This is a genomic window from Vibrio tarriae, from assembly GCF_002216685.1.
GTDB lineage: Bacteria > Pseudomonadota > Gammaproteobacteria > Enterobacterales > Vibrionaceae > Vibrio > Vibrio tarriae.
The window spans coordinates 1,230,175-1,251,007 of record NZ_CP022353.1; the positions used below are offsets into that span (position 1 = coordinate 1,230,175).

Genomic DNA, 20,833 nt, shown 5'->3' on the forward strand with positions numbered 1-20,833 from the left:
TTCTTGGCGCTCACTAAAGGCTGACTGATGGCGGTGAAAGTTTGTTCCCGATTAATTTGTCAGTCACAGACCGTCTACCTCCGAGTACCCCACGTTTAGTAGACACTTTACTAAGTTAGATCTAGGGTCTAATTGAGAGGTGATTTATGGCTAAACATCGTAATCCAGCGTACACCGAAGAGTTTCGCAAAGAAGCAGTTCGGCTGGCCAGCCTTCCCGGCCGAACTGCCGTCTCTGTTGCTAAAGAGCTGGGTATCAGTGCCCAGCAGATCCGGAACTGGAAGCGCCAGTTCACACGCCTATCTGATAAACAGTTTAACACCTTAGATGGTGTCGATTATTCGAAGAAAGAGTCCGAAGAGCTTCGAGCGCTAAGGCGCGAGAACAAGCGGCTCAAAGATGAAATGGAATTCCTAAAAAAGGTCTCGGCGTACTTCGCGAAGCAGCAAGAGTGAAGTACGAGTTCATTGAAAGCTACACCGGCGAGTACTCGATTAGCTTAATGTGCCGCACCTTAGAAGTGAGTCGAGGCGGTTACTATAAATGGTGTCATCATACGCCGAGTGAGCGTTCAAAGCGGCGAGAGCGCTTTGAACAGCTAGTGATGTGTACCTTTGCCCAATATCGGGCGCGTTACGGTTCAGTGCGCATAGCCGAAGAGCTAAACGAAGCAGGCTATGCCTGCTGCGTGAACTATGTGGCTGATATCATGAAGGAAAAAGGTATCATGGCACGTAATGGTAAAGGGTTTAAATACAGCAAGGATGTAGCGGCTATGACGAATGTTGCCGACAATTTACTGCGAAGAGACTTTGAATCAGAGACACCCAATCAGAAGTGGGTCACGGACATTACGTATATCTGGGTGAAGAGTCGTTGGCTCTTCTTGGCGACAGTGATGGACTTGCATTCAAGACGCATTGTGGGTTGGTCGCTAGAAACAACGATGACAGTCGAGCTCATCACCAATGCTCTAAAAATGGCGTTCGAGTCACGTAAGCCGCCTAAGGGAGTCATTATTCACTCGGACCGAGGTGTACAATACAGGGCCTATAAATATCAAGACTTCATGCGCAAGCATGGAGGTGTACCGAGCATGAGTCGACAGGGCAACTGTTGGGATAATGCGGTGATGGAGTCGTTCTACAGTCGACTGAAAGTCGAACTGATATACGCAGAAGACTATCAAACTGTTGAAGAAGCTCGGATGGGCATCTTCGAATACATCGAGGTATTTTACAATCGCAGAAGAAGACACTCAGCGTTGGGGTATGTCAGCCCAGTTGAGTACGAAAGTAGGTAGTTATGTGCTGTCTACTTTTTGTGGGGTACACCAACCTATAACGCCAAGTCCTTTAGATATACGTAATACTGCGTTTATGGTTCTTCTCCATCAATAAAAAGGCCAGCATAGATTGGCTGGCCTTGATGGGATTTTCTCTCGATTATTTTGCTGCAAGGTGTAACTGCACGTCATCACTCTGTTTTTGCAGCCAGTACAAACGCTGCCCTAGCATCAGTGCGGCCGCCGAGAGTCCGATGATAAATCCGAGCCAGAAACCTTTAGCACCTAAGGGTTGCTCCGTCAGCCAGTTGGTCATCCCCAGGATATAACCGGTGGGTAAGCCAAGTACCCAGTAGGAGATAAATGTACGGTGGAAAATCGCTGTCATATCTTTATAGCCACGCAGTGATCCTGCGGCGACAACTTGTACCGCATCCATACATTGATAGATTGCTGCAAACAGTAAGAGCTGCATCGCTAACGCTACCACCACTTGGTTTTCGGTATACAGCAGCGCGATCTGTTCACGAAACAACACGGTGAGCAACGCGGTAATACAAGCGGTAGCAAGGCCAGTCATTAAACCGACATTGGCTGCAATCGCAGCGCCTTTCGTATCTTGCTCACCTAACTTATGGCCAACACGAATGGAGACTGCGGCACCAATACTCATTGGGAACATAAACACCAAAGAAGAGAAATTGAGCGCCACTTGGTGCGCCGCCACGACAGTTGACCCTAATGGTGCCACTAAAAGTGCGACCACAGCAAAAAGAGTCACTTCAAAAAAGAGGGCGGCTGCAACAGGAAAACCTAAGCGAAATAGACGGATCAACTCTTTTGGCTGTGGTTTATGGAAAGTCTCAAACACTTTTACATGTGCCAGACGCTTAGAGGTCACGATGTAAAACAGTAGCAGCAGCAACATGATCCAATACACAATCGCGGTTGCAACACCACAACCCACACCGCCTAGCTCTGGTGCGCCAAATTTCCCGTAAACGAAAATCCAGTTGAGAGGAATATTGAGCAATAACCCAATAAAACCAATCACCATCGCAGGTTTGGTCAGTGACATACCATCGGTAAAACTGCGCAGTGCCTGAAACAGTAAGTAAGCGGGAACCGCAAAAATGACGGCGTGCATATAACCGACGGTTTTGGTCGCCATTGCCTCTTCTACATCCATAAACCGAATGATGAATTGGGTTTGAAAGAGTACCGCAATGATCGGGATCGAAACCAATAACGCGAGGATCAACCCCTGATGAACTTCAAACGGAATCTTGTGTTGGCGACCCGCGCCATTGAGCTGGGCAACGACCGGCACTAAAGCCATCAGCAAACCCACGCCAAACAAAATGGAAGGTAGCCAAATACTGGCTGCGATCGATACCGCGGCCATGTCTATAGCACTGACACCACCCGCCATGATGGTATCGACAAAGCCCATACCCGTTTGCGCGACTGAGGCAATCAGTACGGGTGTCGCGAGTTTAATTAAATTTGATGCTTCTTTTTTGTAACGATGCACAGAGTTCTCCAAAGAGGGACAAGCAAAGAGGAGCCTAAACAGTGAGTCGCGGGATACTCAACTTATGGCAATGGATGGCATGATAATGAAATGTCGCATTAAGCTCCACGAAAAACTGATTTAAATCACAGATTGTCGGGGGATTGATGATAAGACGATGAGGACTAGAGTGGGGGCTTTCGGTTCTAAGCCTATATTTTCAAGCTTGTAAAAAGAGCACCGCGATGGGCGCTCTGTACAAAATCGAATCCAAAAATCGAATCCATTAGAAGATTTGTTCATCGTCTGCATCGACATATAGTTCAATGGTGTCGTGCAGCTCATCAACCGTCATATTGAGATGGATTGCGTGACAGCAGGCTGGGCAGTCATCATAAAAATCCTGACTTCCGTTCGATGCATCGAGAGTCAAGCGAATGCCATGGCCACAATGTGGGCAGGTAACAGACTTTTCCGTGAAGTTTCTCATATCTCTCTTCCTTACGTCCTTTGAGATACAGTAATACTAAGCAGGTAAGTTTCTTAAAGCGCAAAATTAAGTCTAAAGTTTGAAGGTGAACATAAAATTAACAATTAAGTTAATTGGCTATGATCTTAATGAAATCAATGGGTAGCATGCATTCCATTCAGTAGGATAATACCTTCTCAATTAATTTCTGTGCTTCATCTAAGTAATGTCCACCAAACTGGTTATAGTGGTTTAGTACATGATAAAGGTTGTAGATATCTTTTCGTTCTTCATAGCCCCAATCGAGTGGCCACACGCTTTCATAACCTTGGAAGAACTCAGGTTGAAAACCACCAAACCATTCAGCGAGAGCAATATCACACTCGCGATCTCCCCAATAACAAGCAGGGTCAAAGCACAAGGGGCCATTAACGGTGTTGGCGACATTGCCAAACCAGAGATCGCCATGCAGTAGAGAAGGGCGCGGAGAGTGGTTGGCCAAACGAGTTTTGATCATCTCAACAAACTCATCGATATCGATGAGATTGACTCCTTTTTCTTGTATCAACTGTAATTGCCAACCGATGCGTTGCTCTGCAAAAAATAACGCCCATTTTTTGTGCCAAGGGTTAGGTTGAACTGTTGAACCGATGTAATTATCAATATCGAAACCAAACTCTTTTTGTTCTCCCCAGCGATGCAGATTAGCCAGTTGTACCCCAAACTCGTAACTTCGCTCCGCGTCATCCAATGGCTTAATCGCTAAATAGTTAAGTACCAGATAAGCGTGCGTTTTGCTAGTACCCTGCAGAATGTAATCCGGTACTTGAACAGTATTGGATTCGCGCATCACGCGTAAGTTTTCCACTTCGGAGGTAAATTTGGCCAGATACTCGCGTTGGTTTGTTTTCACAAAATAACGATCTATCCCATCGCTGACCATAAAGCATTCATTAATGTCACCTCCATGCACTTTTTCTTTTTCAACTAAGTGAAAATCTTTGCCCAACTGTTCGGACAATTGTTGAATAATTGCTGGCCACATAATTCAAGCTCTCGGTTGTTTGTCTGCTTACTGGCAAGTTTATGCCAAGCTCACCAATATGAAAGTTTATGAGTGCACATAAATCGAACTTGAGTAAACATTGCAGAAACAGAAATATCTAAATGTGATTTAACTCATAAAATCATTATGTTCGCTCTCATAGTATCGTTCACAGCGTGCGGCATGAGATGGCACTGCAAACAATTTTTCGAATAATGGGATAAAACTCCTCTCAGTCAGCCAGTTTTAGCTCATAATTAAGCCGTACTGAGCGAATTTATCGAACTCTTGGTGGAAAGTGCAGCAACTAGCATTTGCCATCTGTGAAAATGGCTATTCATGTCTTAGTATTAAACAAGATACAAACTAACTGGCGATTAGCAGCAGTAAAGCGGAGAAAGAATGTGGTTGTAGAAACCGATGGATACCTAGCCCTGATTGAACATCTGTCATTCAATATAGATGTTTTCACTCAGGAAGGGGATACGGGAACTGAAAGTGTTGAAGATGTCATCACAGATATGGTGGCAAGCAACATCATGGCTATTTTTGAACAAAACCCTGAGCTTCATTCTAGTGTTCGCTTCCAATTACTGAAAGAAGCCGATTCGGTGGTCGAAGACTTAGGCGAAGTGTTAGCGGGGGTTTGGTATCGCCCAGCGACTAATGAGCAGATCGCCTTTTTGGATGAATACATCGCCCTAGTGAAAAACCTGTTTGACTCAGCCGTTGCGAAATACGACTAACCCCCATTCATTAGTTTGACAACAAAGGCGGATTCTCAATCCGCCTAAAATGCCAAAATTTTGAAGCCCAGTAAGGGTTATCCATCCTCGAAATGATCACGCCTTTCGACGTTGAAGCGTGCATAAACTGCTTATCACCTAAATAGACACCGACGTGAATATTGGTGCGGGATGTCTTAAAAAATACCAGATCCCCATATTGAGCATGTTCATACGCGATTTTCTGACCCGTTTGCGCTTGAGACTGTGTGGTGCGCGGTAAATCTCGTTGCCATGCGTCGCGGTAAGCAATTTGTACGAAAGCTGAGCAATCAATGCCGTTTTTGCTATTCCCGCCTAAACGATAGGGTACGCCGCGCCACTCTGTGAATACACTCGAAAAGTTCGCCAATGGTAGGTTACTCGAATTCGGTTCGGATACAGAAGTATCTGGTTCTGAAGGCGGAGTGGCTGTACACCCGACAAGGAATCCTAGAATAAGCAGAGAAAACGTTTGCTTGACCGTCAACATGAGTCACCTTATTGACAAAAAAATGAAATAAAACTGAAACAGCCACTACCTACCATGGCATCGACTCTCAAACCTAAGACGCATTTACATGGCTTTGACAAAAAATTTATCCTTAACCCAAACACTCGGTGCGGTGTTTCTATGCATAACCATACTGATGATTAGCTTATCTGTCACCAGTTTACGTGGCATAGAGCGGGTTGGCGCTCAGTTTAATCAACTGTCTGAACAAGCTTTGCCCTTTGCGCTCAATAATGCAGCGTTAACGCAAAATTTTCTCGAACAAGTGAAGTACCTAGGTTATGGCACTCGTAGCCAATCTGAGCAAGAGCTCAATCAAGTGCTCGATGAATGGCAAAAGCTGGATGCTCAAGCGGGAGATGAAGTAACAAGATTGCAGCAGAACGTACAATTGCTCTCTAGCGCTGAAGCGGTTCAACAAGCCGAGCAGTTACAGCGAGAGATCCTTCATTTTCAACAGTTAGCCCAATCGATTCTCAAGCTTCAACAACTGCAATTGAGTAAAACGGCACAAATCAGTGAGCAAGCGAAACAATTTCGTTATGGCTTGAGTTCAATCGGACCTGAAATGGGCCGTATCGCCTCGTTTTTAGCGGTGGATAACCCAGAAGCCATGGATGCAGCGAACCGATTTACTGCCAGTGCCAGCGCAATGGAAAGTGCTTTTTTATTGCTGTTTATCGAAGAAGAGATGTCAGCAGCGCAAAAATACCGCCAAGAGTTAAAAAATCGGGTAGCGGGATTGGAACTGGCGTTTGATGACTTCAAAGAGTGGTACCCAGAAATTAAAGATTACGCGAGCTTAACTGCCCCCTATGAAATGGTGTTAGCCGGCTTTCAAGCGCAAGCCGTGATAGAGCAGATCATTAATAAACTGGAAGACGCGCAACAACAAAATAAGAATTTTGCAAGCGCTGCAGAGGTTGCGCAGCAACTTGTCACGCAGCTCAATCAGTGGTCAACATTGGCTCAACAACACATTGTGCAGGGTAAGCAAGAGGTGACATCAACCATTTCTGCCGTCACCCTCACACAGCAAATCAGCGGCACTCTCTTGGTGTTGGCGATTTTGGCGGTGTGGTTTGGCTTGCGCCGTTGGATAGGGCGAGCGCTGAACAACATCACTCGTCATCTCGCGCAGTTAACACAACATAAGCTTAACCACAGATTAGATTTAGTCGGGCCGCAAGATTTTCAAAATGTCGCAGCGCAACTCAATCAAGTGATCGTATCAACGCATGAGTCACTCGCATTAGTCACGCGCAACTGCGAAACGCTCTACCAAACGGCTGAGCTGAGCCATGGTTCCGCAGAACAATCAAACCAAAGCTTAGCGGCGCAAAATCAAGCCTTGTTGACCATGGCTGCAACCATTAATCAACTGGACGCATCAATTCGCGAAATCGCCGGAGTGAGTCACGACTCGTACACGGATTCTGTGGAAGCGGCGGAACATTCCGCGCAAGGTGTGATGGTGATAGGGCAGAATCAACAGCGTTTACAAGCATTAGAAACCACCTTAGCGGTTAATGATGCGGCGATGTCTGAACTCAATCAGCGCGTAAGCAGTATTCGTGAGATGGTGGATATGATCAGTGGCATTGCCGATAGCACCAATTTGTTAGCGCTGAATGCGGCGATTGAAGCCGCTCGCGCCGGAGAGCAAGGCCGCGGTTTTGCCGTAGTGGCTGACGAAGTTCGTAAATTGGCCAGTGATACCAGCAAACAGACCACCAATATTCGTGACATGATGAATGAGTTGGTGACTGCGGCCAGTAAATCACGCCAAGCGGTGGATGAGTCGCGTAAAGAGATGGTCACCGCCCTGCAATCGAGTGAAGAAGTAAAAAGCACCTTTATGCAGATTGAGCGTGCAGTGGCGCATATTCGCACTCGAGTAGAGCAGATCACTCAAGCGACCGAAGAACAAAAACGAGCCACGGCAGATGTAAACAAAGCGGTAGCGCAAATTTCCGAACAAGGGCAAGAAACCAAACGTCAGTTGGATGCCATGTTGGAAAGCGCTGAACAGGTCGCAGAGATTGCCGGCCATCAACAAGCGATGTTGCATAAGTACGAGTTGAACTGATTTAACGTTCGCGAAACGGTTGAGTCAGCATTTTATCCAGCCACTGTTCTCGTGCTTGACGAAACAGTGGCAAGCCGATTTTCATTCGCTCATGACCCATTTCTGGCTGCGCAATATAGGTATGAAACATCTTGTCCCATATCGAAAGAAAAAAGCCGAAGTTGGAGTGGGTCTCGTGTACTAAAACGGAGTGGTGGACTCGGTGCATGTCCGGTGTAACGACCAGTAAACGCAGCCACTGGTCGATTTTATAGGGCAGCTTAGCATTGCTGTGATTAAACATCGCGCTGGCATTGAGCAAAATTTCAAACACCACGACGGCCAGCGGTGATACCCCTAATAGCGTCACTGCGCCGATTTTTATCCACACAGAAATCATTATTTCGAGCGGATGAAAGCGGCTGCCAGTGGTGACGTCAATATCTTGATCCGCATGGTGCATGCGGTGTAGCCGCCACAACCAAGGAATACGGTGAAACAACAGGTGCTGCCAATAAATCACCGCATCCAGTAATACCACCGCAACGAAGAGCGCGATGAAAGGTGGGATCTCCAACCAATACAGCAAGCCAAACTGTTGGCTTTGTGCCCATTGTGCGGCACTGAAGGCTAAAATTGGCATCAGCGCGGTGATCAAAAGGCTATTAAAGCCAACCAATCCGAGGTTATTCAGCCAGCGAACCCGCTTACTTTGTGACAAGGTTTTGCGTGGACGATTCGATTCCCACAAGGCACAAATCACTAATACAGAGAAAAAAATCGCTAAGCGGATCAGCTCAATTGGTTCACTCATTGGGTTCTCCTTGATTTGGGCCACGTCGAGAATCTTTACTGGCGCAAAAGCCCTGTGGTCAGTAAAATCGCAGCCATTTTTCCGCCAGTAGCCCGAGCCATGAGAATTCACGCTTTCCATCACTTATATCAATATCGCCTAGAACGTTCAACCAAGCCATTTTTGGCGCGGGGTGGCAAGATTAAACGCTGCTTGTACTGCCTGGTTGAGTTGACGCACTGCTTGTGTGCTCATCAGCCTGATATTAGGACAAAACTCGCGTGTTAAGCCCAATCCCCACTGAGTTTGCAGGCAAAAAACCATTATTGGTATTGATTGATGGCAGTTGGCGTGAAGCGAAACGCATCTTTCGCAAATCTCCGTATCTTGCATCATTGCCTTTGGTATCGGTGGAGCCGGAACGCTTATCGCAATACATCATGCGTAAATCGGAAAACGAACAGCACTTGGCAACGGCAGAAGTGGCTAGCTTGGTGTTGGACATGTTCGGTGATCGACACTCCGCAATGACTTTATCGCTGTGGTTCGAGGCATTTAAAGAAACTTACCTGACCTGCAAATCGCGCAATAAGCCGAGTATTACTAAACCCGCATTGCAACGATGGATAGCACATCAACAAAACGCGAACTGCCTCTAAACTTGCGTGTGACCTTGGTCGCTTATTGTGCAATCAGTGCCATTGGCCAGATAAATAAGTGCTTTGTCACGGACTGTTGAGGGTAGCTTGTGGATAATACGCCTCACTTTTGTGTTTTTATTTTTTCCCCAAGGCTGGGATAGGAAATTGAGGAGAGAAGGCCATGTATTACGGCTTTGATGTGGGCGGAACCAAAATTGAATTTGGTGCGTTCAATGAACAGTTAGAACGCGTTGCCACGGAACGCGTCGCGACACCAACGGATGACTATGCCAAATTGGTGGAGACTATTGCCGGGTTAGTCCATAAATACGATGCGCAATTTGGCGTCGAAGGCACGGTTGGTCTGGGTATTCCGGGCATGGAAGATGCCGATAATGGCTGCGTATTGACCGTTAACGTGCCTGCAGCCAAAGGCAAACCGCTGCGTGCCGATCTGGAAACCAAACTCGGCCGCGCAGTGAAAGTGGAAAATGATGCGAACTGTTTTGCGCTCTCTGAAGCTTGGGATGATGAGCTAAAAGAAGCGGCTTCCGTGATGGGACTGATTCTAGGTACCGGTTTTGGTGGCGGACTGGTCTACGAAGGTAAAGTGTTCTCAGGTCGTAACCACGTTGCTGGCGAAATTGGTCACATGCGCCTACCGATTGATGCCTGGTTCCATCTTGGTGAAAAAGCGCCATTGCTCAGCTGTGGTTGTGGTAACAAAGGTTGTATGGATAACTATCTCTCTGGCCGTGGTTTTGAGCTGTTGTATGAGCACTACTACGGCGAAAAGAAAAAGGCGATTGAGATCATCAACGCACAGAAAGAGGGTGAAGCCAAAGCAGTTGAGCACGTTGAGCGCTTTATGGAGCTGTTGGCGATCTGTTTCGGTAACATTTTTACCGCGAACGATCCGCATGTCGTTGTGTTAGGTGGTGGTTTGTCAAACTACGATCTGATTTATGAAGAGATGCCAAAGCGTGTGCCTAAGCATCTGCTCTCTGTTGCGAAATGCCCGAAAATCGTTAAAGCCAAACATGGCGACTCCGGCGGTGTGCGCGGAGCGGCTTTCCTCAACATTAAATAAGTTGAAGATAAACAGAATAAATTAAGGGCTTGCAGTGCAAGCCCTTTTACTATTCAAGTCGCAACTGTGTTTTGGTGCTTAGCGAGTCGCTTTTGGTTTTTTGCCTACACCAAAATTCTCTTTAGGTTGTAGCGTGATGATGCCGAAACCGAGCTTTTTAAAGTGGTTATCACGGAAGTTGCGTACCGATTTGGTATCGGAAATCGCTTCCAGCTGCATCTCCATCTTCAAAAATTCGGTCAAATCAATGCCTTCCGCTTCGGCTACCGCTTCATGAATGTTGTGATGCTTTTCGTATGAGAAAGTCAGCGTTTTCTCTTGGTTTTTGTAGGTATAGATGATGGTACGAGCCATGTTTCTCTCTCAACGCTAAATAAACGGGCTAGATTCTGCCTTGAAGTGGGATAATTGTCACGCTTTCGCCGACTTTTACCGTATCAATCGCCGGAGCAATCTCAATTAAGCAGTTCGCTTCACTCATTGAGCGCAAAATCCCCGAACCTTGCTTGCCTGTGGTGCGCACCGTCAGTTGTCCTTGCGCATTGAACGCATAAACCCCACGGCTGAACTCAGTTCTGCCTTGGCGAGAGCGCAGATCTTCCAACGCAATCGCATTGACTTTCAGAGGTTGCCAACCTTGTTCACCTTGCATTTTACGCAGAGCAGGTTCCACAAAGTTGATGAAAGAAACCATTACTGCGACAGGGTTGCCCGGTAGCCCGAAGAAAGGTTTTCCAGCAATCTGACCAAACGCCAGCGGGCGTCCCGGACGCATATTGATACGCCAAAAATCAATTTGCCCCAGCTTCTCTAGCGCGGATTTGATGAAATCCGCATCGCCCACAGAAACACCGCCAGAGGTGATCACCACATCGGCTTGTTCAGCCGCTTGCTCAAGCACTTGCATCATTTTAGCTTCATCATCTTCGATGATGCCGAGATCGATCACTTGGCAACCGAACTGTTTGAGTAACCCCGTCAGGGTGAAACGGTTGGAATCAAAAATAGAGTTGGGCTCAATTTCACCGCCGGGCGCTTGTACTTCATCGCCAGTCGAGAAAATCGCGACTTTAAGCGAGCGAAATACGTCTGTGTGCGCGAAACCCAGTGACGCCAACATGCCCATTTCTGGAGAAAGTAAACGCTGGCCAGAGTTAAACACCGCTTGGCCTTGCGCCAAATCTTCACCCGCTTGGCGCACGTTTTGTCCTGCTTTGATTTTTACACCCGCAAAACTGACCACATCGCCGTTTTGCGTGGCTTGCTCACGCATGACCACTGTATCGGCACCTTGCGGCATTGGCGCGCCAGTCATAATCTTAACTGCTTCGCCCAGTTCAACCGTTTTTGCGTAATGACTGCCTGCGAGCACTTCTGCCACCACACGGTAGCTGTCTCTTTCAAGATCATCACTGCGCAGTGCATAACCATCCATCGCTGAGTTGCGATAGGCGGGGACATTGATCGGAGAGAAAACTTCACGCGCCAGTACGCGTTGATAGCACTCTTGAATCGCTACCGATTCTGTCTCTGCCAAAGGCGAAATGAGCGAAAGGATCTTCTCGCGGCCTTGCTCCACAGAAAGAAAAGCAGGGGATAAGGTGTCGCAGCATGCCGCCGCACTGTTTTTTGAATCTGAACCTACAGATTGCTGCGTTTTCTGTTCATTCCACTTCTCAACATAATCCAAAACGAAATCAGCGATCGCATCGAGAGCATTAATGTGCATTTGCGGCAGAGCCGTTTCGACCGTCTCATCCACAGCAATCGCCATGATGTTTTCATCATGAGGGTAAAGCCAAGGCTTGCCGACTTCCGCGCGGTGCAGTTCAATTTTTGGAAAAGCGATATTTTTACAGCCTTCAACCAAAATCACATCGAGCTTTTCAGCATCAAATCGAGTCAACAGATAATCAAACTCCGCTTCGGCATCGGGGGTTTCGGTCATTAGCGCATGACGGTTACGCGACGCAATCAGCATTTGAGAGGCTCCCGCTTTACGTAAGCGGTAGCTGTCTTTGCCCGGCTTATCGACATCAAAATCGTGGTGCGCGTGTTTCAGCAGGCCAATGCGCAAACCAGCCGCCGTCAGCTTAGGCAGCAGGGCTTCTAGCAACGTGGTTTTTCCGGTGCCAGAATAGGCGGCGAAACCGAGTAGTGGCAGGTTAGGGCGTTGAGGATTCTGGTGTACAGAAGCAATCATGGATGTAACGCTCCAAATTGCGCCAACTCTTGTGGCGTATTCAAATTAAAAAAGCAGCTCGGTGCATCGCTAAAATCGACGTAAGAAGTATGGCATTCATCGTAAAGCAAGATGATTTTGCGATCGCCACGGGCTAAAAAGGCGCTGAGTTTGGGTAACACGCGTTTATGAAATAGGGTAAACACAGGTTGCTGATGTTCACCATCATGAGCCACTAAGATATCGCTCTCGGGTTTGACAGCCTGACAGAAACGGGCGACTAAATCATCGCAAATTAACGGGCTATCACAAGGGACAAAACCGACCCAATCGGTTGGAGCATGGCTTAAACCTGCATGAATGCCGCCTAAAGGGCCCGGATAATCTGGAAACTCATCACTGATCACCGGCGCAAATTGTTGGTATTGGCTTTGGTTGCGATTGGCGTTGATGAGCAAAGTCGGCGTTTGTGGGGCCAACTTATCGATCACATGTTGAATCAGGGGCTGACCATTTAGCAGGATCAGGCCTTTGTCTTGTCCTCCCATACGGCTGGCTTGTCCGCCAGCGAGAATAACCCAGCTAGTGTCCGAGGTTTGAAGAGTGGGAAGTGTTTGTGTGGTTGTCATTTTTTTCTTTCACAATTTGCAGCAAAGGCGACTCAATCAGTTGACGATTTTTAATCCACCACTGCTTTTTACACAGCGCCGTGAGGGCATTGGTTTGGTGGCTAGTGATCACAAGACTGGAGCCGCGCTCTAATAAATCTCGCGCCATTATAACCAATCTCTCGATAGATTCTTGATCCAATGACGCACTCGGCTCATCCATCAACAAAATAGAAGGTTTGAGGATCCACGCTCGCGCCATCGCCACGCGCTGTTTTTCTCCGCCGGAAAGCACAGAAATATGCTCATCGGCCAGCGTTTCTAGCCCGACCATACGCAAGGCCGTGATCACTTGCGCGCGTTTTTCATGCGCAGACAAGCCACTGAAACGGATGCCGTACACCACATTTTGATAAACCGTGTCATCAAACAGGTAGGGGCTTTGATGAAGATAGACAACTTCAGATGTCGCAGAGGTCAAAAATAAGCGCTGCCACCAAGGTTTACGGCCAAGCACTCTACCATTGCTCGGCTCTAACAAGCCCGCGAGAATTTTCAATAAGGTGGTTTTACCCACACCATTGTCGCCTTTAAGGTAAATGGCATCATTAGGGCCGATGGCGATCTCTGGAATATGAAATAACACGCGATCTTTAAAACGCATGGAAAGCTGCTGTGCGGTAAGTTTGATCGTCATGATTGGCCTTATGTTCTCAAATAGCCTTTGCCCCGTAGGGAAGAAAGCAGAAAGTTTAGCCCTAGTGCCAATGCGAGCAGCACCATGCCAAGCGCGACGCCTTGAGCAAATGCCCCTTTATTGCTTTCTAATGAAATAGCGGTTGGGATATTGCGGGTCAAACCCATGATATTACCACCGACCATCATTGAGCAGCCGACTTCGGTCACAATACGGGAAAAACCGGCGATGGTGGCGGCCATTAAAGGAAAGCGCGCTTCCCAGACTAAGGTTGCAAAGAGCCTAGGTACGGAAGCTCCTAGGGTCATTGAAGTTTCTAGCGAGCGGCGATCGGTCGATTGCAACGCACCATGCATCATGGCAACCAGAATCGGAAAACAGATCAGTGCTTGACCTAAAACCATCGCTTGCTGGGTAAACAGCATCTGCCAATCACCCAGCGGGCCTGCGCGTGAGAGCAACATATACAACAACAAGCCGATCACCACAGTCGGAACCGCTTGCAAGGTATTGATCAGCGACAGCAGAGTCCATTTACCGCGAAAGTTGGTGTACGCCAGCACAAAAGAGAGCACCACAGAGGGGATGAGCACCAGAGCAATGGCCGTTAGCGAAACACTAAAGGAGACCGCAACGATCTCCCATAGCTTAGCGTCTAGGCTCACCAACAGATGTAAAGCATCAAGAGTTGTTTGCCAAAGACTCATGAGTGATTACTGTTTATCCGCATTGGCAACAAAGAGTTGCTGGCCATTCACTTTGTAATCGTTAATCAATTGCTGACCTTTAGGGTTCACCAGCCAATCACTAAATACTTTAGCGGCTTGGTATTGAGTTGTAGGGTAACGCTCAGGATTGACAATAATCACTTGGTAAGGGTTAAACAGTTGTTCATCGCCTTCAAACAGCACTTTGAGATCCAGCTTATTGTTGTAAGCCAGCCAAGTCCCGCGGTCTGTGAGGGTATACGCTTGCATTTCAGACGCCATGTTCAGCGTTGGCCCCATGCCTTGACCAATAGAACGGTAGCCACCGAAGTTCGGTTCAATTTTGTTTTGTGCCCAAATACCGAGTTCTTTCTTGTGTGTGCCTGAATCATCACCGCGAGAAATGAACACCGCGCCGCTCTTAGCGATATTTTCAAACACTTTCGCGATGTTCTTTTCATCGGCGATTTTGGCAGGATCACTGTCTGGCCCAACCACCACAAAGTCGTTGTACATCAGTTTACGTGGTAAAACACCGAAACCTGCCTCAACAAAGCTGGCTTCCGCTTTCGGTGCATGGGTCATCACCAAATCCACATCGCCATTTTCGCCCATTTTCAGCGCTTTACCCGTGCCAGTGGCGATCACATCCACTTTATAGCCCGTATCTTGCTCAAATTTTGGCAGGAGGTAATCAAGCAAGCCAGAATCGTAAGTACTGGTGGTGGTCGCAAGACGAATACGAGTGTCATCGGCACTGGAAGCCGAGTAACTGACCAAAATTAACGAAGCTGCTGCGAGAGTAAAGGTCGTTTTTTTCATTGTGAATTCCATGACGGTACGTTGGAGGTTAAGTCAGCGATCTAGATCAGCTAATACACTGATAACACTGAATGAAATCAATTGCTGATGAGTTTATACGAAACAGAGGTATAGCAAATGGGATGCCAACGTCATTCTTACTCATTGAGGGCTATTTTCCCTGCAAAAAGTCGGTGATTTGTGGCAAATCTGACCTAAAGATAGTGACACTTTAAACAGTGTGGGACAAAATGTCGCAAATTACGCCTAGCCAATGTAAGGTTAATTGAGTCGTTCTGTCTCAATACGTTATGGAATCCCTCTATGTCACCAGTTTTGGATCTCAATCAAACCCATTTATATCAAGCTTTCTCTGTTTTAGTTGTTGATGACGAAGTCGGTATGCAACTGGTACTGAAAAAAGCGCTGAGTAAATGGTTTTCGCGCGTCGATTTGGCAGGCAGCATTGAAGACGCCGAGGTGCTGCGTAGTGAGCATCACTACGACTTGCTGATTTTAGACATCAACCTACCGGGACGCTCAGGGATTGAATGGGAAGAAGCGTTTACCGATCCGGATCACCGCGCGGATGTGATTTTTATGACCGGATACGCGGATCTTGAGACCGCCATCAGTGCTCTCAAACTGGGGGCAAGCGATTTTATCCTCAAGCCATTTAACCTCGAACAAATGCTGCAAGCGGTGCAACGCTGTATGAATAAACGCCTCAATGAGCGTTTGCAGTACGCCTTGCAGCGTGATTTTCAGCGCCACTGCACAACACAAATCATCGGTAGCTCAGTACAAACCGAATTGCTCAAGCAGCGCATTGTTCAATTTGCTCCGTCACGCGCTTCGGTGCTGATTGAAGGGGAATCGGGTACCGGTAAAGAGTTAGTTGCGCGTGGCATCCATGAAGCAAGTGGTCGCCAAGGTCCTTTTGTGCCGATCAACTGCGGCGCGATTGCGCCAGAACTGCTGGAAAGTGAACTGTTTGGGCACACCTCTGGGGCATTTACCGGCGCGAAGAAGAGTCGTGAAGGATTGTTTCGCGTTGCCAACGGTGGCACCTTGTTTTTGGATGAAATTGGCGAAATGCCACTGACCATGCAAGCTTCCTTATTACGAGTGTTAGAACAGCGTACTGTTCGTCCGGTTGGATCGGAAAAAGAGGTGAGTGTGGACGTGCGAGTGGTGGCCGCCACCAACCGCAATTTGCAACAAGAAGTCGAAAATGGGCGTTTCCGCGGCGATCTTTACTACCGGCTTAATGTGTTGAAAATCGAAGTGAGCCCACTGCGTGAGCGCAAACAAGATCTGCACGAACTGCTGCCGTTTTTCACCAAAATGCTCTGTGCGGAACTGGGGATGCCAATGCCTAAATGGGCGTATGAAGATATCTCTTCGATGCAAGACTATGATTGGCCGGGCAATATTCGCGAGTTGAAAAACTTAATTGAGCGCTGCTTGTTATTGGGCAAACCGCCTGCGCATTATTGGCGAGAGCTCAATGGTCTGCCTATTCATGCAGAACCTGAAGTGACAATGTCACCAAGTGTCAGTGCCAAAGTTTCTTCTGGTGACAATGTCACGAAATCTAGCTTTGGATACCCCAATGATTGGCCTCTGCGTTCCGTAGAAAAAGCGCATATTCAGCAAATTGTGGCCTTGTATGACGGCAATAAATCGGCTGCCGCCCGCGATTTAGGCGTGGCACGTAAAACGCTAGAGCGTAAATACAAAGAGTGGGAAAGCGAGGATCTCAGCCATGAAAGCTAGATGGGCTTGGTGGCAAAAATGGCGACACCGTTTTCAAACCACCGTACGCTATCGGCTGTGGATTCTGACCTCAGCGCCAATTTTTCTCACACTGCTGGCGCTGATTGCGATCACCATTTACTGGTCACTGCACTACACCTGGAACAGCGCTTTAATTGATGTGTCTGAGCGGTTAGGCGTGGCGCAAAACAGTGTAACTCTGCTGCAACAGAAACAAGCCAATCACGTGCGAGCCTTTGCAGAATCGTACGATTTCCGCAAGCGTCTACAAGAGCCGGAAACCCTCAGTACCTTGCCGCGTTGGGTGCAAAATCAAAAAAATCGCTATGGCTTAGATTTCTTAAGTTTTGAGCGCGTGGATAGTTTAGAGCAGAAGTTTCGCTATCTCGATCTCACCAAGCGTGAATCTTTCTTTGATGTACTTAATGCTGATGAGCTAGAAAAGCTCGATCCCGATTTAGCCAAGCAAGCGCAAATCCCGATTCTTAATGCTCAACAGATCGAGACTCGGGGATTAGTCAGTCGTACCGTGATTCCAGTGCACAATGAGTTCGGTGAGATCATAGGTTTTTTGGATGGTGGTTTACTGCTCAATAACAGCACAACCTTAGTCGATCAAATTCGAGATCTCATCTACCCAAGCCATCAAGACCAGCTTCGCCCAACGGGCACTTTAACCCTGTTTTTGGATGACTTACGCGTCAGTACTAATGTGCCACTGGATAGCACAATTCACGCTGGGCGCGCGATAGGCACACGGGTGTCATCCGAAGTGTTTAATCAAGTGCTCAAAGGTGGTCAGCAGTGGGTTAATCTGGCGTATGTGTATGATGCTTGGTACATCACCGCGTATGAGCCGATTCGCGATCAATACCACAACGAAATTGGCATGCTGTACACCGGCTACTTAATGTGGCCGTTTTTAAAAGCTTACGTGACCAATATTTTAGAAGTAGGGATCATCACGCTTTTCCTGCTGGTGATTTCAGGCCTGTTTGTGTACCGCGGCTCACGCGATCTGTTTCGTCCAATCGAGCGCATTCACCGTGTAGTGAAAATGGTGCAACTTGGTAAAAACCAGCGTATTGGTCAAATTGGGCTTGATGACAAACATGAACTCGCACAGCTTGCCAAACAGTTCGACAATATGTTGGATCAATTGCAGCAACGGAATGAAGAAATCGTGCAAGCCGCGCATGAGTTAGAAGAAAAAGTGCAATCGCGCACCGCCAGTTTGCAAGAGAAAACTGCGCAGCTTGAGCACCACATTGCCTTGCTTAACCAAACGCGCAATAAGTTAGTGGTGCATGAAAAACTGGCGGCACTTGGTGAGCTAACCGCTGGGATTGCCCATGAAATCAATAACCCTACCGCCGTGATTCTCGGTAATACCGAGCTAATTCGTTTTGAGCTTGGTGCTGATGCGAGCAGAGTCGAAGAGGAAATTGATGCCATCTTGCTGCAAATCGAGCGGATCCGAAACATCACCCGCAGCTTGTTGCAATACAGTCGCCAAGGCGGAGTGCAGGACGAAATCACGTGGCAGCACGTCAATCCGATCATTGATGAGAGTATTACCTTAGTCAAAACCGGTTCGAAAAAGCGCGATATTGAATTTGTGCTGGAACTGAAAGCGCATAATTCGGTGGAGGTCAATCGCCATCAACTGCTGCAAATTCTGGTTAACCTACAGATGAACGCGATTCATGCCATGAACGGCAAAGGTCGTATCACTATTCGTAGCGAAGATTGGGTTGAAGAGGGACAAAGTCGCGGTGCGGTCATCCATATTGAAGATCAAGGTTGTGGCATTAAGCCGGAAAACCTCAAACGTATTTTCGATCCGTTTTACACCACCAAGCGTGAGGGTACGGGGCTTGGACTTTCTGTATCACAAAGTCTGCTTAGCCAATCTGGCGGAGAAATTAAAGTGCAGTCTGAATTGGGTGTGGGTAGCACTTTCAGTATCTTCCTGCCTTCCAAAAATGAAGCAAAACTTCGCGAGACCTTGCTGATTCAATAATAGTCATCCGAAAAATGTTCTATTTTATCGGTCATTTCACTTGAGATGACCGACTTTCATGCGCGTTATGTAAATCAGGGCTTGTAGTCTGGGCGCTGAACAAGTAACGTTGCGCAGATTTTTCTATTTGTGATCCCTGTCAGCTTAATTTAGCCACTCAAAGTGCGCCGTTTTAAGTGGCGGGAATGTTAACGCACTAAGGTACAGGCTTTGATTTCTACAGCGAATATCACTCAACAATTTGGCGCTAAGCCACTGTTTGAAAACATTTCAGTTAAGTTTGGCGAAGGTAATCGCTACGGTCTAATCGGGGCAAATGGCTGTGGTAAATCCACCTTCATGAAAATCCTCAGTGGTGAGCTCGAACCAAGTGGCGGTAACGTGAGCTACGATCCAAACGAGCGCGTCGCTAAACTGAATCAGGATCAGTTTGCGTACGAAGAGTTCACGGTCATCGACACCGTTATCATGGGTCACAAAGAGTTGTGGAAGGTAAAACAAGAGCGCGACCGTATTTATGCGCTGCCAGAAATGACCGAAGAAGATGGTATGCGTGTTGCCGATCTCGAAGTGGAATTCGCCGAGATGGATGGCTACATGGCGGAATCCAAAGCGGGTGAACTGCTGCTGGCGGTAGGTATTCCTCTTGAGCAACATTACGGCCTGATGAGCAGTGTGGCTCCGGGTTGGAAACTGCGTGTGCTGCTAGCGCAAATCCTGTTTGCAGACCCAGATATCATGCTGCTTGACGAACCGACCAACAACTTGGACATCGACACCATTCGCTGGTTGGAAGATACGCTGAATGCGCGTAACTGCACCATGATCATCATCTCGCATGACCGCCACTTCTTAAACTCAGTGTGTACCCACATGGCGGACTTGGATTACGGCGAGCTGCGTATTTACCCAGGCAACTACGACGAATACATGACCGCGGCAACTCAAGCGCGTGAGCGTCTGTTGTCTGATAACGCGAAGAAGAAAGCGCAAATTGCTGAACTGCAAACCTTCGTAGCGCGCTTCTCGGCGAACGCATCGAAAGCAAAACAAGCGACTTCTCGCGCAAGACAGATTGATAAGATCAAACTGGATGAAGTGAAGGCATCTAGCCGCCAAAACCCGTTCATTCGTTTTGAACAATCGAAAGAGCTGTTCCGTAACGCCCTGATTGTTGAAAACCTCAGCCAAGGTTTTGATCATGACCTGTTCAGCAACTTCAACGCGATTTTTGAAGTGGGTGAGCGTGTCGCTATTATCGGTGAGAACGGTGCGGGTAAAACGACACTGCTGAACACACTAGCGGGTGTACTTGAGCCGCGCAGCGGCAGCTACAAATGGTCTGAAAATGCCAACATTGGTTACTACGCGCAAGACCACGCTCATGAGTTCGCCGAAGACATGAACTTGATGGAGTGGATGGGTCAGTGGCGTCAAGAGGGAGATGACGAGCAAGTGGTGCGCAGCTTCTTGGGTCGTATGCTGTTTGGCCAAGATGACATCAAGAAATCCGTGAAAGTGCTGTCGGGTGGTGAGCAAGGTCGTATGTTGCTTGGCAAACTGATGATGCACAAGCCAAACATGCTGCTGCTCGATGAGCCAACCAACCACATGGATATGGAATCGATCGAGTCTTTGAACAACGCCTTAGAGCAATATAAAGGCACGCTGTTCTTTGTATCGCATGACCGCGTATTCGTAGACTCACTGGCAACCCGCATCATCGAAATTCGTGATGGTAAAATCACTGACTTCAAAGGCACTTACGCTGAGTTCCTGCGTTCACGTGGTGTTGAGGGTTAATTGTCATTACATTGTGCTTTATAAAAATAGTGAACTAAATAGCACGTTTAC

General features: G+C 47.6%; 19 protein-coding genes and 1 pseudogene. 9 read left to right on the plus strand and 11 right to left on the minus strand.

Features of this window, described 5'->3' with window-relative positions:
- Positions 1 to 146: 146 nt before the first annotated feature.
- Both CEQ48_RS11315 and CEQ48_RS11320 read left to right on the plus strand, forming a co-directional pair.
- Positions 147 to 455 carry a transposase gene (locus CEQ48_RS11315; protein ID WP_004413754.1) on the plus strand — a complete coding sequence of 103 codons (309 nt, stop codon included), beginning with the start codon at positions 147 to 149 and terminating at the stop codon, positions 453 to 455.
- Positions 452 to 1,303, plus strand: coding sequence for an IS3 family transposase (locus CEQ48_RS11320; RefSeq protein ID WP_089069862.1), 852 nt, complete (start codon positions 452 to 454; stop codon positions 1,301 to 1,303). The genes CEQ48_RS11315 and CEQ48_RS11320 overlap by 4 nt, the downstream gene beginning before the upstream one ends.
- 142 nt (positions 1,304 to 1,445) lie before the next feature.
- Here CEQ48_RS11320 and vcmA read toward each other — a convergent pair whose 3' ends face one another.
- The 3 genes from vcmA to CEQ48_RS11335 form a co-directional block, all read right to left on the minus strand.
- Positions 1,446 to 2,819, minus strand: a complete 1,374-nt coding sequence (vcmA, locus tag CEQ48_RS11325; protein ID WP_000555127.1) for a sodium-coupled multidrug efflux MATE transporter VcmA — start codon at positions 2,817 to 2,819, stop codon at positions 1,446 to 1,448.
- 265 nt (positions 2,820 to 3,084) lie between these two features.
- Positions 3,085 to 3,288: a CPXCG motif-containing cysteine-rich protein gene (locus CEQ48_RS11330; protein WP_089071314.1), complete on the minus strand. Its 204-nt coding sequence runs from the start codon at positions 3,286 to 3,288 to the stop codon at positions 3,085 to 3,087.
- A 157-nt stretch (positions 3,289 to 3,445) separates the two neighbouring features.
- A complete protein-coding gene (locus CEQ48_RS11335; RefSeq protein WP_089071315.1) occupies positions 3,446 to 4,312 on the minus strand; it encodes a fructosamine kinase family protein in 867 nt (288 codons plus the stop codon).
- Between the two features lie 404 nt (positions 4,313 to 4,716).
- On the opposite strand from CEQ48_RS11335, the gene CEQ48_RS11340 reads away from it, so the two are divergent.
- Positions 4,717 to 5,058, plus strand: coding sequence for a DUF3802 family protein (locus CEQ48_RS11340; protein ID WP_089071316.1), 342 nt, complete (start codon positions 4,717 to 4,719; stop codon positions 5,056 to 5,058).
- 10 nt (positions 5,059 to 5,068) lie between these two features.
- Here the strand turns inward: CEQ48_RS11340 and CEQ48_RS11345 are convergent, their stop codons facing one another.
- Positions 5,069 to 5,569: a C40 family peptidase gene (locus tag CEQ48_RS11345; protein ID WP_000958712.1), complete on the minus strand. Its 501-nt coding sequence runs from the start codon at positions 5,567 to 5,569 to the stop codon at positions 5,069 to 5,071.
- Between the two features lie 88 nt (positions 5,570 to 5,657).
- Between CEQ48_RS11345 and CEQ48_RS11350 the strand changes: the two genes are divergently transcribed.
- Complete coding sequence (locus CEQ48_RS11350) at positions 5,658 to 7,679, plus strand: methyl-accepting chemotaxis protein (protein WP_089071317.1); 2,022 nt, start codon at positions 5,658 to 5,660, stop codon at positions 7,677 to 7,679.
- Position 7,680: 1 nt separating this feature from the next.
- On the opposite strand, the gene CEQ48_RS11355 is transcribed toward CEQ48_RS11350, so the two are convergent.
- Positions 7,681 to 8,472, minus strand: coding sequence for a sterol desaturase family protein (locus CEQ48_RS11355; RefSeq protein ID WP_089071318.1), 792 nt, complete (start codon positions 8,470 to 8,472; stop codon positions 7,681 to 7,683).
- Positions 8,473 to 8,571: 99 nt separating this feature from the next.
- On the opposite strand from CEQ48_RS11355, the pseudogene CEQ48_RS11360 reads away from it, so the two are divergent.
- Both CEQ48_RS11360 and nagK read left to right on the plus strand, forming a co-directional pair.
- A pseudogene (locus tag CEQ48_RS11360) lies at positions 8,572 to 9,110 on the plus strand (DTW domain-containing protein).
- 163 nt (positions 9,111 to 9,273) lie between these two features.
- Positions 9,274 to 10,182, plus strand: a complete 909-nt coding sequence (nagK, locus tag CEQ48_RS11365) for an N-acetylglucosamine kinase (RefSeq protein WP_089071319.1) — start codon at positions 9,274 to 9,276, stop codon at positions 10,180 to 10,182.
- Between the two features lie 78 nt (positions 10,183 to 10,260).
- Here the strand turns inward: nagK and CEQ48_RS11370 are convergent, their stop codons facing one another.
- Genes CEQ48_RS11370 through CEQ48_RS11395 form a run of 6 tightly spaced genes read right to left on the minus strand, consistent with a single transcriptional unit; the run spans position 10,261 to position 15,198 of the window.
- On the minus strand, positions 10,261 to 10,536 hold the full coding sequence (locus CEQ48_RS11370; protein WP_000124575.1) for a DUF2960 domain-containing protein: 276 nt from the start codon (positions 10,534 to 10,536) through the stop codon (positions 10,261 to 10,263).
- 28 nt (positions 10,537 to 10,564) lie between these two features.
- Complete coding sequence (locus CEQ48_RS11375; RefSeq protein WP_089071320.1) at positions 10,565 to 12,385, minus strand: bifunctional molybdopterin-guanine dinucleotide biosynthesis adaptor protein MobB/molybdopterin molybdotransferase MoeA; 1,821 nt, start codon at positions 12,383 to 12,385, stop codon at positions 10,565 to 10,567.
- Positions 12,382 to 12,993 (minus strand): molybdenum cofactor guanylyltransferase MobA, encoded by a 612-nt coding sequence (gene mobA / locus CEQ48_RS11380; protein WP_089071321.1) that lies wholly within the window; start codon positions 12,991 to 12,993, stop codon positions 12,382 to 12,384. The genes CEQ48_RS11375 and mobA overlap by 4 nt, the downstream gene beginning before the upstream one ends.
- Positions 12,947 to 13,669 (minus strand): energy-coupling factor ABC transporter ATP-binding protein, encoded by a 723-nt coding sequence (locus CEQ48_RS11385; protein ID WP_089071322.1) that lies wholly within the window; start codon positions 13,667 to 13,669, stop codon positions 12,947 to 12,949. Before CEQ48_RS11385 ends, mobA begins: the two co-directional genes overlap by 47 nt.
- Before the next feature lie 8 nt (positions 13,670 to 13,677).
- Positions 13,678 to 14,376, minus strand: a complete 699-nt coding sequence (locus tag CEQ48_RS11390) for an ABC transporter permease (protein WP_000061031.1) — start codon at positions 14,374 to 14,376, stop codon at positions 13,678 to 13,680.
- A 6-nt stretch (positions 14,377 to 14,382) separates the two neighbouring features.
- On the minus strand, positions 14,383 to 15,198 hold the full coding sequence (locus tag CEQ48_RS11395; RefSeq protein WP_181716701.1) for an ABC transporter substrate-binding protein: 816 nt from the start codon (positions 15,196 to 15,198) through the stop codon (positions 14,383 to 14,385).
- A gap of 303 nt (positions 15,199 to 15,501) precedes the next feature.
- Here CEQ48_RS11395 and CEQ48_RS11400 point away from each other — a divergent pair, with 303 nt between their 5' ends.
- The 3 genes from CEQ48_RS11400 to CEQ48_RS11410 all read left to right on the plus strand — a co-directional run bounded on the left by CEQ48_RS11400 (position 15,502) and on the right by CEQ48_RS11410 (position 20,782).
- On the plus strand, positions 15,502 to 16,956 hold the full coding sequence (locus CEQ48_RS11400; protein ID WP_089071324.1) for a sigma-54-dependent transcriptional regulator: 1,455 nt from the start codon (positions 15,502 to 15,504) through the stop codon (positions 16,954 to 16,956).
- Complete coding sequence (locus CEQ48_RS11405; RefSeq protein WP_089071325.1) at positions 16,946 to 18,979, plus strand: sensor histidine kinase; 2,034 nt, start codon at positions 16,946 to 16,948, stop codon at positions 18,977 to 18,979. The genes CEQ48_RS11400 and CEQ48_RS11405 overlap by 11 nt, the downstream gene beginning before the upstream one ends.
- 210 nt (positions 18,980 to 19,189) lie before the next feature.
- On the plus strand, positions 19,190 to 20,782 hold the full coding sequence (locus CEQ48_RS11410; RefSeq protein ID WP_000625975.1) for an ABC-F family ATPase: 1,593 nt from the start codon (positions 19,190 to 19,192) through the stop codon (positions 20,780 to 20,782).
- Positions 20,783 to 20,833: the final 51 nt, after the last annotated feature.

Excerpts from the sequence above, each read along its gene's own strand:
- mobA (WP_089071321.1), bottom strand. The coding sequence starts at position 12,993 with ATGACAACCACACAAACACTTCCCACTCTTCAAACCTCGGACACTAGC.
- CEQ48_RS11375 (WP_089071320.1), bottom strand. The coding sequence starts at position 12,385 with ATGATTGCTTCTGTACACCAGAATCCTCAACGCCCTAACCTGCCACTA.
- CEQ48_RS11405 (WP_089071325.1), top strand. The coding sequence starts at position 16,946 with ATGAAAGCTAGATGGGCTTGGTGGCAAAAATGGCGACACCGTTTTCAA.
- CEQ48_RS11370 (WP_000124575.1), bottom strand. The coding sequence starts at position 10,536 with ATGGCTCGTACCATCATCTATACCTACAAAAACCAAGAGAAAACGCTG.
- CEQ48_RS11345 (WP_000958712.1), bottom strand. The coding sequence starts at position 5,569 with ATGTTGACGGTCAAGCAAACGTTTTCTCTGCTTATTCTAGGATTCCTT.
- CEQ48_RS11385 (WP_089071322.1), bottom strand. The coding sequence starts at position 13,669 with ATGACGATCAAACTTACCGCACAGCAGCTTTCCATGCGTTTTAAAGAT.
- CEQ48_RS11315 (WP_004413754.1), top strand. The coding sequence starts at position 147 with ATGGCTAAACATCGTAATCCAGCGTACACCGAAGAGTTTCGCAAAGAA.
- nagK (WP_089071319.1), top strand. The coding sequence starts at position 9,274 with ATGTATTACGGCTTTGATGTGGGCGGAACCAAAATTGAATTTGGTGCG.
- CEQ48_RS11390 (WP_000061031.1), bottom strand. The coding sequence starts at position 14,376 with ATGAGTCTTTGGCAAACAACTCTTGATGCTTTACATCTGTTGGTGAGC.
- CEQ48_RS11395 (WP_181716701.1), bottom strand. The coding sequence starts at position 15,198 with ATGAAAAAAACGACCTTTACTCTCGCAGCAGCTTCGTTAATTTTGGTC.
- CEQ48_RS11335 (WP_089071315.1), bottom strand. The coding sequence starts at position 4,312 with ATGTGGCCAGCAATTATTCAACAATTGTCCGAACAGTTGGGCAAAGAT.
- CEQ48_RS11350 (WP_089071317.1), top strand. The coding sequence starts at position 5,658 with ATGGCTTTGACAAAAAATTTATCCTTAACCCAAACACTCGGTGCGGTG.
- CEQ48_RS11355 (WP_089071318.1), bottom strand. The coding sequence starts at position 8,472 with ATGAGTGAACCAATTGAGCTGATCCGCTTAGCGATTTTTTTCTCTGTA.
- CEQ48_RS11400 (WP_089071324.1), top strand. The coding sequence starts at position 15,502 with ATGTCACCAGTTTTGGATCTCAATCAAACCCATTTATATCAAGCTTTC.
- CEQ48_RS11330 (WP_089071314.1), bottom strand. The coding sequence starts at position 3,288 with ATGAGAAACTTCACGGAAAAGTCTGTTACCTGCCCACATTGTGGCCAT.